An 11,817-nucleotide genomic window follows, 5' to 3' on the forward strand; every position below is an offset into this window, starting at 1 on the left:
CGTGCCTTTATTTCATATGTATATAATTTGTTTTTTAAAGGTCATATAGTATAGCCATGTTATATTCATTAGCGTTTGTGAACGGTTCGTGCATGGCTATTTCATATGTATATAATTTGTTTTTTAACTGTCATTTGGTATAGCCATGTTATATTCATTGCTGTTTGTGCACAGTTCGGTGCATGGCTATTTCATATGTATATAATTTGTTTTTTAAAGGCCATCCCGATTTATCGGGATAGCCATGTTATATTCATTAGTATTTGTGCACTGTTCGTGCATGGCTATTTCATATTCTTCTGAAGTATTTGAAATTTATTTTTTCATAAACTGATCCATTTTACTATCAAAATTAATATAGTAAATGCCTTTGGTTAAATTACCCACATCCACATTTAATGCAAATCCTTTCTTAACAATATTTCCATAGTTGTCATAAATTTCAAACATGGTTTCAGTAGTAAAGACTATTTCTTTAGACACTTTTAAAGGACTGAAAGACACCTCTGCTGACATTGATCTAAACTTAGTTGTAGGCGAGTATCTTGGTTTACCAGTATAATCTACTTGTTTTACTCTGAATTGGTTTTCTCCTGAATGGGGCGCAACTTTAAATGAATATTCATTTGCTCCTGGCGTTCCTTTGCCTTCAACTTCTCCAACATTTATCCACTTATTCCATCTGTATTGTTCAATAACAAAAGGCAATTTTCCGGTTTCTCCTTTGGTTGACCATTGAACAATATCTTCTTTTTCTATCTTAATATTAACTACCTCAAAAGTGCTTTTTGGTTTTAAAACCTCTGGGTTAAGTACCTTTGGTTTGCAATCGTCCTTGTGCATAATTTTGACAACTACTGCGGCCCCAAGTTCAAGTTGAAATGAAGAAAAATCAATTTCGAATGCGCTCGAATTCGTTTCATCGGCAGTTACCCTGTCATTAATTCGAACTTCAAAAACACAAAAACCCACACTTGATCCAGCAAAAGGATTTTGAATATAAAGATTCTTGCCTTGGTAATTGCCTTCTAAAACTATTACACCGGCTGCTTTTGCGGATACAATTGAAAATACAAGGACGAATATTGTGAAAATTATTCTCATAAAATTAAAAAATCTAAATCGCCCATTATTAGGACATTTTATTTTAAGTATGCAATAATAGGTTCTTCTTTTAAGAATTCAAAGCAAAATTGTAAAAAAAAATCGACATTTCCATTTTTTTTATAGAAAAAGTTTGGTTTTAGATTACAAATACAACAAATAACATGTTACAAATTAATTGAATAATTATTAATTATCCAAAACCATAAAATAAATGCATCAAAATTTGGAATTTTAACTTCCTATTATTAACCTTGCTGTTGATTTATATATGATTTCATGAAAAAGAATATACTTATACCAATTTTTCTATTGTCCCTTTTATTTTCTTGCACATCACCCTCTGTTGAAGAAAATAAACCTAGATCAGTTAAAGGAAATGTAGTGTATGGTGGTACTTTAAGAATCAACAAAAACCGACCCATGATTTCACTTTATCCACCTTATATTACGGATTTAGTGTCTTCACATGTTTCGTCACAAATTTATGAAGGTTTGGTTAAATTTGATTCTAAAGATCTTTCTATTTTACCCTCTTTAGCAACTAAATGGGAGATTGATTCGAGTGGAACAATTTATACATTTACACTTAAAAAAGGAGTTTTTTTTCATGATGATCAATGTTTTGCCCAAGGCAAAGGACGTGAATTAAAAGCTTCTGATATTAAATATACATTTGAGTTATTGTCAACTCCAAGTCCATTTAACCATTCATTTAACTTTACTTTAAAAGGAAAACTAAAAGGAGCGGATGAATTTTATGAATCTTCTGTTTTAGAATCCAAACCCGAACTTTCAGGTATTAAAGTAATTGATGATTATACATTTCAATTGTTTTTAAATAGTCCGAATTCCACTTTCCTTTACATTCTTGCGAGCCCTTCAATGGTAATACTTGCAGAGGAGGCCGTAAAACATTATGGCCATATGCTCACCATTGGAACAGGACCCTTTATGTACAGCCAAAATAATAATTCTGGAAATCTTATTCTAACAAGAAATTCAATGTATCATGGGTATGATGTTCTCGGAAATCAATTGCCTTATCTTGATTCTATAGAATTTAGCTTTATTGAATCAAAAAAAGAAGAGCTTGTTGCTTTTCAAGCAAAGAAGGTTGATTTGATAATTGGTTTACCTTCTGAATCTATAAGGGAAGTTGTTGAAAATCAGATTGGCGATTTTAAGTTGGACCCCCCGAATTACATTTTGGACAGATCACTTGAACTAGTAACACAATTTTATGAATTTAACACAACAAATTCAATTTTTAAAGATAAGCGTTTACGCCAGGCATTTTCATACGCTGTTGATAAAAATCGCATTTTTAATGATGTGATTTTAGGCGAAGCTTTTGGCCCCGGTATTCATGGAATTTCACCACCATCTTTTATTGGATATGATATAACTGCTATTAAAGGATATGACTTTGATCCTGAAAAGGCAAGAAAATTGCTTTCGGAGGCAGGATATCCAAATGGAAAAAATTTCCCTTCAATTAAATTAAGTATATCTTCTGGAGAATCAAAAAATACCGCTGTTGCCTTGGAATTTTCAAGACAAATAAAGAAAGTATTAAATGTAGATATTGAACTTGAAATTTTGCCTTATTCAACTTTGATAGAAAATTCAAAATATGCTAAAGGGGACATAACGAGATCTGCATGGATTGCTGATTATCCAAGCCCTGAGAGTTTTCTTTCCATGTTTTATGGAACAGGGGTGCCTTTGTCTAATGATCTTCCTTCTTTTCCAAATACTACCAGGTTTGTAAATACGAAATTTGATAGTTTATTTCAAGCTGGAGTTAATACTGTGAATCAAAGGGAGAGTTACAACTTTTTTTTAAGAGCGGAACAATTGATGATTGAAGAGGCTCCCGTAATGGTGCTTTGGTATGACGAAAAATACAGATTGTATCAATCAAATGTCCGTAATTTTCATCCTAATCCAATTAATTATTGGGACTTCTCCCAAGTATATAAGGATAAGTAACTCTATAAATGGAACTTATTGCTTAAAAACCTGCTTTATTTTTTATAGCAGGTTTTTTATTTAATGGTAATTCTTTTCACTATTTTGCGTTAAATAGTAAGAAAATTAAATTTTTCAACAAAATAAAAATAAAAAAAGCTACTTTTGCAGCCCAATTAAAGAAATTAATAACACAAAATGCAGAATTTAAGAAATATTGCTATTATAGCACACGTTGACCACGGCAAGACAACTCTTGTAGATAAAATACTACATCAATGCCAGCTTTTCCGTGAGAATCAACATTCCGGAGAATTAATATTAGATAATAATGACCTTGAAAGAGAAAGAGGAATTACTATCCTAGCCAAAAACGTTTCTGTTAGATATAAAGGAAATAAAATAAATATAATTGATACTCCTGGCCACGCTGACTTTGGAGGCGAGGTTGAAAGAGTATTAAACATGGCGGATGGGGTTCTTTTACTTGTTGATGCTTTTGAAGGACCAATGCCTCAAACTCGTTTTGTGTTGCAAAAGGCCATTCAAATGGGCCTTAAGCCTATTGTTGTAATTAACAAGGTGGATAAGCCGAATTGCAGACCTGACGAAGTTCAGGATGGAGTATTTGATCTTATGTTCAATCTAGGTGCCACTGAGGAACAGCTTGATTTCCCAACAATCTATGGTTCTTCTAAAGAAGGCTGGATGAGTACTGACTGGAAAAATCCAACAACGGATATCACCGCTTTGCTTGATGCTATTTTGGAATCTATTCCTGCTGCGCCTGCTTACCATGGTTCACCTCAAATGCAAATTACCTCTCTTGATTATTCATCTTTTGTAGGTCGTATTGCTATTGGAAGATTACTTCGCGGAACATTAAATGAAAATATGCCAGTATCTCTTGTTAAAAGAGATGGAAAAATTGTTAAATCAAGGATAAAAGAACTTTACTTATTTGAAGGCTTAGGAAAGCTGAAAGTAACTCAGGTAAATGCCGGAGAGATATGTGCTGTAATGGGTATTGAAGGTTTTGAAATTGGAGATACAATTGCTGATATTGAAAATCCTGAGGCATTAAAACCGATTTCCATTGACGAGCCAACTATGAATATGCTTTTTACCATAAACAATTCACCGTTTTTTGGTAAGGAAGGTAAGTTTGTTACATCACGCCATCTTAGAGAGCGTTTGAAAAAGGAAACTGAAAAAAACCTTGCTCTTCGTGTTGAAGATACTGAATCTGCTGATTCTTTTCTTGTTTTTGGAAGGGGGATTTTGCATTTATCGGTGTTAATTGAAACAATGAGAAGAGAAGGATATGAATTCCAAGTTGGACAACCTCAGGTTATCATTAAAGAAATTGATGGACAAAAATGCGAACCAATTGAAGCTTTAACCATTGATGTTCCTGAAGAATTTTCTGGTAAAGTTATTGAACAGGTAAGTATGCGTAAGGGGGAAATGAAAATCATGGAACCTAAAGGAGATTTGATTCACCTTGAATTTGAAATTCCTGCAAGAGGAATAATAGGTATGAGGAACAATATCCTTACTGCAACAACTGGCCAAGCAATTATGGCTCATCGTTTCAAAGGATATGAACCTTGGAAAGGCGTTATTCAAGGCAGAATTAATGGTTCTTTAATTTCAATGGAAAATGGAACGGCTATTCCTTATGCAATTGATAAAATGCAAGACAGGGGAAGATTTTTTGTTGATCCAACTGAAGAAATTTATACAGGACAAGTTATTGGTGAGAATTCAAGACCTGATGATCTTGTAATAAATATTACCAAAACAAAAAAATTAACTAACATGCGTGCATCAGGATCTGATGACAAAGTGAGCATAGCACCTGCTGTTAAGTTTTCTCTTGAAGAAGCACTTGAATATATTCAAAGGGACGAATATGTTGAAATTACTCCAAAGTCTATGAGACTAAGAAAAATAGTATTGGATGAAAACGAAAGAAAGCGGACACAAAAAAAAATAATGTCATAACTATTTAAGTCCTTGTTATTTTACTCTAAACTAGTAGAATGATTAAATAAGGTTGAAGGAATTGTAATAATAATTAACCGTTTCAAAAGTAAAATTTTGAGACGGTTTTTTAGTGAATTTTTAACAGCATACAGAAAAGTTAAAAGGGGTTTGAATCGCTGTTTTAATCCATTGAGCATTTTATTTCTAAATACCGATTTAAAAAAATAAGTTGTAGAAATGGTTAACTCATTTTAAAAATTCAAATTAGAAATTGCAATAAAATTAGCCTAATAGAAATGGTTGGCAAATGCTATTATTCTTAATACTGCTAATCAAATCGGTTTTAATTATTAAGGAGTGTGCTTTTTTTTGAAAGTTTTCGAAAAACATCCTTTAGAATAATTTATTTGTTATTCTAAAAGATGTTTTTTTACTTTTTAATGTCGAAATTCTCTAGGAATTTGGTAGTGTAATTTCCACTGATAAAATCCTCATTTTCCATAAGTTTAATATGAAAAGGGATAGTTGTTTTAATTCCTTCGATTACAAATTCACTCAAAGCCCTGTGCATTTTTGCTATGGCCTCTTTCCTGGTTTGAGCAACAGTTATTAACTTGGCAATCATGGAATCATAATTTGGAGGTATAGTATATCCAGCATAAATGTGGGAATCAACACGTATTCCATGTCCGCCAGGAGTATGCAATGTTGTTATTTTTCCTGGTGAAGGTCTAAAATCATTGTATGGGTCCTCAGCATTAATGCGACATTCAATTGCATGCATTTGAGGAAAATAATTTTTTCCGGAAATAGGAATACCTGCAGCCACCAGGATTTGTTCCCTTATAAGATCATAATCGATAACCTCTTCTGTTATTGGATGCTCAACCTGAATTCGGGTATTCATTTCCATGAAATAAAAGTTGCGGTGTTTATCTACAAGAAATTCAACAGTACCTACCCCTTCATAATTTACAGCCGATGCAGCTTTAATAGCAGCTTCTCCCATTGCATGACGCAATTCATCAGTCATAAAAGGTGATGGAGTTTCTTCAGCAAGCTTTTGATGCCTGCGTTGAATGGAACAATCTCTTTCAGACAAATGGCATACTTTACCGAATTGATCACCAACAATTTGAATTTCAATATGTCTTGGCTCTTCGATATATTTCTCCATGTACATTCCGTCATTTCCGAATGCTGCTGCTGCTTCCTGTCTTGCAGAATCCCATGCTGCTTCAATATCTTCCTCTTTCCAAACAATACGCATTCCCTTGCCTCCGCCTCCTGCAGTTGCTTTCAAAATAACAGGGTACTTAACTTTTTTTGCTGTTTTCTTTGTGGTTTCAATATCTGTTAGAATCCCAACAGATCCGGGAACAGTTGGAACACCAGCTTTAATCATTGTGGCTTTAGCTGATGCCTTATCTCCCATTCCGTTTATCATTTCGGGAGAAGCTCCAATAAATTTAATTCCGTGTTCCTGGCAAATTTTAGAAAATTTAGCATTTTCTGATAAAAAACCATATCCAGGATGTATTGCATCGGAGTTTGTAATTTCTGCTGCGGATATAATATTAGGAATCTTTAAATAAGAATCTTTGCTTGGTGCAGGTCCAATACAAACTGCTTCATCAGCAAATTTCACATGAAGACTTTCCTTATCAGCAGTTGAATATACAGCTACTGTATGAATACCCATTTCCTTGCAAGTGCGAATTATTCTAAGGGCTATTTCTCCCCTATTGGCGATAAGTATTTTTTTAAACATAGAAGAATCTTTTATTTATGCCGGTTCAACTAAAAACAATACCTGGTCATATTCTACAGGCTTTCCGTCATCTACAAGCACTTTAACAATTCTACCTGCAATATCGGATTCAATTTCGTTAAAAAGCTTCATCGCTTCTATAATGCAAATTACCTTTCCTGGTTGTATTTCATCTCCCACACTTATAAAAGAAGGCTTGTCTGGTCCTGAAGAACGATAGAAAGTTCCAATCATTGGGGATTTAATAGCAATATATTTACTCTCATCACTTACAGGAGTAGCCACCGCTGCAGGAGCAGCCTGTGGAGCAGGAGCCTGATGTGAAGCAAGTTGTTGAGGAGCTTGTTGCATCATCTGAACAGGCGAGGCCATCATTACTTGCTCTGGCTTTGTTTTAATTACTATCTTAAATCCTTTTGTTTCGAGTTCTACTTCAGTCACACCTGATTTGGCGACAAATTTTATCAGGGCTTGAATTTCATTTATGTCCATAATTTTCCTTTAAAAATTTCGGTAAAGATATAAAAATATGCAATGTTGAATCCTATTTTGTATCGTAAGCCCATTTAACATAAATAGCTCCCCAGGTAAAACCACCTCCAAAGGCAGCCAAAACAATGTTGTCCCCTTTTTTTAATTCCTTTTCCCAATCCCATAAGCACAGTGGAATTGTTCCAGAAGTTGTGTTACCATATTTTTCAATGTTAAGCATAACCTTTTCCATACCAATGCCCATTCTTTTTGCTGTGGCATCTATAATTCTTTTATTTGCCTGATGAGGAACAAGAAATGAAACATCATCAGCCTGAAGATTATTCTTTTCCATAATTTCTACCGAAACATCAGCCATTCCTTTAACAGCAGCCTTAAAAACCGGCTGGCCTTCCTGGAATATAAAATGTTCCTTGGCATTCACTGTCTCAATACTTGCCGGTTTTAACGAACCACCAGCTTTTTGATGTAAATAAGTTCTTCCAGATCCATCTGATTTTAGTATTGAATCTAAAATCCCAAAGCCCTCATTATTGGGTTCAAGTAAAACAGCACCGCAACCATCACCAAAAAGGACACAGGTTGTACGGTCGGTGTAATCAACAATAGAGGACATTTTATCTGCTCCAACTATTACCACTTTTTTGTGTTTCCCAGATTCAATGAATTGAGTTCCGGTTGCAAGTGCAAAAAGAAAGCCTGAACAGGCAGCAGCAAGATCATATCCCCATGCATTTTTGGCACCAACTTTATCACAAATAATATTTGCAGTAGCAGGAAAAATCATATCCGGAGTAACTGTAGCGCAGATAACCAAATCGATTTCCTCAGGAGAGATTCCTCTTTTTTCACACAGCATTCTTACTGCCTCAGCTCCCATATCAGAGGTTGCTTTTCCTAATCCCTTTAATATCCTTCTCTCTTTAATTCCGGTTCTTGAAACAATCCAATCCTCAGAAGTATCTACCATTGTTTCAAGAATTTTATTAGTCAGTACATAATCTGGCAAATAGCCTTGTACTGCTGTAATAGCAGCTCTAATCTTTGTCATTATTGAAAAGCTTCTTTAATTTTATCTGAAAGGTTTGCATCAGCTATCTCTTTGGATAAAATCAGCATATTTTTAATTGCTAATTCATTGGATATTCCGTGGCCAATTATAACATTGGCATTTATCCCTAAAATAGGGGAACCTCCGTAATTTTCATAGTTAAAACGTTCAAAAAATTCATCGGTAATTCCTCTTCGCTTTATCAGGTTATAAAATGCTTCAGCCTCTTTTAAAATAATGTTACCCGTAAACCCATCACATACCATTACATCAATATCTTCATTGAAAATATCACGGCCTTCAATGTTTCCAATAAAATTGAATTCCGTGGTTTCTTTCATCAGTTCATGGGCTGCCTGGGTTAAAAGATTTCCTTTTTTTTCTTCCTCTCCAATATTCATCAATCCCACTCGAGGATTATTTATACCAAAAATATGTTTGGCATAAAGAGAACCCAGTAAACCGAACTGATAGAGTACATCGGGTTTGCAATCTGCGTTAGCACCAACATCCAGAATAATACCCACTTTGCCATTTTCCTTGGGAAGGGCTGAGGTTATACAAGGCCTGATGACACCGGAAACAGGCTTAACAGAATAAACAGAACCAACAAGCATAGCACCCGTGTTACCAGCGCTTGCAAAGCTGTTAATTCTTTTTTCTTTCAACATGCTAAAGCCTACGGCAATGCTGGAATCTTGTTTTTTGCTAAATGATTTTGTAGGGTGTTCTCCCATTTCGATAACTTCTGTAGTATGTACAATTTCAAAGTTATCAGGAGAAACTCCCGAAGCGTTGAGGATTGGAACAAATAAATCGGCATTACCGATTAATACGATTTTAACCTCAGAAGGGAGTTGCTTAAAAGCAAGAATTGCACCTTTGGTGGTTACCTCAGGTGCAAAATCCCCGCCCATAATATCTAGACCTATTTTCATCTATTTCCCCAATAATGAATAAACGGAAATAAAAATTCCTGGTTTTTATTCAAAAAGGATTATCTATTGTTGTTGCTTTTCCATTACAACTTTGCCCTTATGGTAAAGTTTTCCTTCATGCCAGTGAGCTCTGTGATAAAGATGTGGTTCACCAGTTGTTGGGCAAAAAGCAATTGTTGGAGGTACTGCATTATCGTGAGTTCTTCTCTTGTCTCTTCTCGATTTGGAGATCCGGTGTTTAGGATGTGCCATTTTATGTTAATTTTAGTTATTTAAGTTTATTTAATATATCCCATCGGGGATCACTGTTGTTAATTTTTGGTTTAAGCTCTTCCAGTTTTTTAACAATTTCCGGATTGCATTCTCCCTCTGGATGACTATTTATCAAAGGAATTGCAAGAACAATGTATTCATAAATAAATTGTGAAACATTTAACTCCTGCTCATTATAAGATAAAACAAACACCTCATCCGTTTCCTCATGGGTTGCCTCTCCAAATGAAACAAACAACCTGCGTTTGGTTTGCACTGAAATTTCAAGTTCATCCAAACACCTGTCGCATTCTACAATAGCTTTTCCTTCAATTTCAAAATTAAGGGTAAGCATATTGCTTTGTTTCAATAAAAAAAGATCAATATTAAAAATTCCTTTTTTTATTTCTGAATATTCAAGCTCCTCAAAAAACGATTCATTAATTGCGTACTTATACTGATATTCCCCATCTTTTAATCCAACAAAGGGAATTGATAATTGATTAAGATCAAACATTTTAAAATAAAGTTGGCAAAGTTAATAAAAAAAATTTAATGCTTGTCATAAAAACATTAAATTTAATCAGATATTGCCTGTTAACCTATGAATATCTCCCTGAAAACCAGGTATGAATTTTGCTATTAATTTAAAAATATTCACCCCAGTTCATTTATGTTGGCAAAACCTTGAATTTCACAAAAAAAAGAAAAATCTTTAAAGAGTCCAAACAATTTTCGAATTCCCGTTGAAAATTGTATTTTTGCATTGTAAAAAACTATTTAAGAATATATTTTCAATAAAGTGTAATTGTTTTTGACTTTTACCGTATAAGATTGAATAATTTAGTGAACCCAATGCAACTCGATATTAATATTATTTAATCTTTTACTTATATGAAATAGCCATGCACCAAACGTTCACAAACGCTAATGAATATAACATGGCTATCCCGATAAATCGGGATGGCCTTTAAAAAACAAATTATATACATATGAAATAGCCATGCACCGAACTGTGCACAAACAGCAATGAATATAACATGGCTTTACCATATGACAGTTAAAAAACAAATTATATACATATGAAATACCTGATATTTCTTCCTTTTTTTTCAATTTTATCCTGGTTTCCCTCAAAGGACACTCCAACTGAACCAATTGCTATAGTGCCTTTGGCCGGAATTGGCTTTGATAAAATGGAAGTGAAAAATGTCAATGATTCACTGGGGAGATTTTTTATACAAATTCCTCAATTATATGTTCAAAGGTGGGATACACTTGCCCAGACTAAATTTTGGAGAACACTAATCAAACTTTCTCCAGATTCAGGAATAATCAATATTAGCAGTAGCAGGCAGATTATTGAATTGTTTTCTAATAGTGGCTGGGAAAAACAATCGCCTGAAAAAAAAGAGGCATACAGGGACAGTGTTAGAAGGGTTCATAATTTGGGTATTGAAGATAAAATTTTCTTTTCAAGAGGCAAAGGAGATTTTTATGATTTTGAGGGCGCAATTCAAACTATTGATAAAGGAATATTTATTTTTGAACAGGAAAAAACTGATCCTTTTTTCGCCCAAACCATATTGCTCATAGAGAGTCCGGGGAAATGCGCAAAATCAAATGTTGGGGCTTGCGGGTCTTTTCAACTAATGAAAAGCGTTGCCATACAAATGGGAATGAAGGTTAATAGCGTGGTGGATGAACGGACAGATTTTGACAAATCAGCAGCAGCCTCTGCAAAACTTATTCGTACAGTATGTATTCCCCAAGCAAAAGATATTTTATTAAGGCACAATATAAGTTATAATGAAACTGATTTGTGGTTCAGGTTGTTGGTTTTGCACATTTATCATGCTGGAGCAGGAAATGTAAGTGGTGCCGTTAATATTATACAACCGCTTACCGGAGATATGAACTTAATAACACAACTTTGGCAAACTAAGTACAAAGGATTTGGAAATGCTTCGCAAAATTATTCTCAAGTTGCCCTAGCATCGCTTTTGGAGCTTGATCATATTATTTACAACAAATGCGAGGATGTACTTTTTCACCCTCTTATTTATAAGTAAATAAGGGATATTTATTAAAAAAAGTATTTTTGCAGCTTGCTTTTCTAAGGTAGTTCCCCCAATGGTAGAAAATGTTTCTCAATTAGATTTTAAATGCTAATTACAGAAATTTTTTACCCCCGTAAGATGATCTGAAGACAGTTTGAGATTTGGCAATAAATTTGAATCCTTCTT

Annotated in this window: 10 protein-coding genes; 3 read left to right on the forward strand and 7 right to left on the reverse strand. The window is 34.1% G+C overall.

All coding sequences use genetic code 11. The annotated features are described in order from the left end of the window. Nucleotides 1–315 precede the first annotated feature (315 nt). Complete coding sequence (locus H0V01_06745) at nucleotides 316–1,104, reverse strand: hypothetical protein (GenBank protein ID MBA2583068.1); 789 nt, start codon at nucleotides 1,102–1,104, stop codon at nucleotides 316–318. A gap of 279 nt (nucleotides 1,105–1,383) precedes the next feature. Here H0V01_06745 and H0V01_06750 point away from each other — a divergent pair, with 279 nt between their 5' ends. Together H0V01_06750 and typA are read left to right on the forward strand one after the other, a co-directional pair. Beyond that, nucleotides 1,384–3,099: an ABC transporter substrate-binding protein gene (locus H0V01_06750; GenBank protein MBA2583069.1), complete on the forward strand. Its 1,716-nt coding sequence runs from the start codon at nucleotides 1,384–1,386 to the stop codon at nucleotides 3,097–3,099. Between the two features lie 177 nt (nucleotides 3,100–3,276). Further along, a complete protein-coding gene (gene typA, locus H0V01_06755; protein MBA2583070.1) occupies nucleotides 3,277–5,085 on the forward strand; it encodes a translational GTPase TypA in 1,809 nt (602 codons plus the stop codon). 412 nt (nucleotides 5,086–5,497) lie between these two features. On the opposite strand, the gene accC is transcribed toward typA, so the two are convergent. The 6 genes from accC to H0V01_06785 form a co-directional block, all read right to left on the reverse strand. Next, the gene (accC, locus tag H0V01_06760) at nucleotides 5,498–6,838 is read right to left on the reverse strand and encodes an acetyl-CoA carboxylase biotin carboxylase subunit (protein MBA2583071.1); all 1,341 of its coding nucleotides are present in this window, start codon (nucleotides 6,836–6,838) and stop codon (nucleotides 5,498–5,500) included. Nucleotides 6,839–6,853: 15 nt separating this feature from the next. Continuing rightward, a complete protein-coding gene (accB, locus tag H0V01_06765) occupies nucleotides 6,854–7,330 on the reverse strand; it encodes an acetyl-CoA carboxylase biotin carboxyl carrier protein (GenBank protein MBA2583072.1) in 477 nt (158 codons plus the stop codon). Between the two features lie 52 nt (nucleotides 7,331–7,382). Continuing rightward, complete coding sequence (locus H0V01_06770; GenBank protein ID MBA2583073.1) at nucleotides 7,383–8,381, reverse strand: ketoacyl-ACP synthase III; 999 nt, start codon at nucleotides 8,379–8,381, stop codon at nucleotides 7,383–7,385. Then, the gene (gene plsX, locus H0V01_06775) at nucleotides 8,381–9,319 is read right to left on the reverse strand and encodes a phosphate acyltransferase PlsX (GenBank protein MBA2583074.1); all 939 of its coding nucleotides are present in this window, start codon (nucleotides 9,317–9,319) and stop codon (nucleotides 8,381–8,383) included. The genes H0V01_06770 and plsX overlap by 1 nt, the downstream gene beginning before the upstream one ends. 63 nt (nucleotides 9,320–9,382) lie before the next feature. Further along, nucleotides 9,383–9,571: a 50S ribosomal protein L32 gene (gene rpmF / locus H0V01_06780; protein MBA2583075.1), complete on the reverse strand. Its 189-nt coding sequence runs from the start codon at nucleotides 9,569–9,571 to the stop codon at nucleotides 9,383–9,385. Nucleotides 9,572–9,587: 16 nt separating this feature from the next. Beyond that, nucleotides 9,588–10,088, reverse strand: coding sequence for a DUF177 domain-containing protein (locus tag H0V01_06785; GenBank protein MBA2583076.1), 501 nt, complete (start codon nucleotides 10,086–10,088; stop codon nucleotides 9,588–9,590). A 565-nt stretch (nucleotides 10,089–10,653) separates the two neighbouring features. On the opposite strand from H0V01_06785, the gene H0V01_06790 reads away from it, so the two are divergent. After that, complete coding sequence (locus H0V01_06790) at nucleotides 10,654–11,643, forward strand: hypothetical protein (GenBank protein MBA2583077.1); 990 nt, start codon at nucleotides 10,654–10,656, stop codon at nucleotides 11,641–11,643. Nucleotides 11,644–11,817 lie beyond the last annotated feature (174 nt).

The sequence above is a fragment of the Bacteroidota bacterium genome, assembly GCA_013696965.1.
Taxonomy (GTDB): Bacteria; Bacteroidota; Bacteroidia; order JACCXN01; family JACCXN01; genus JACCXN01.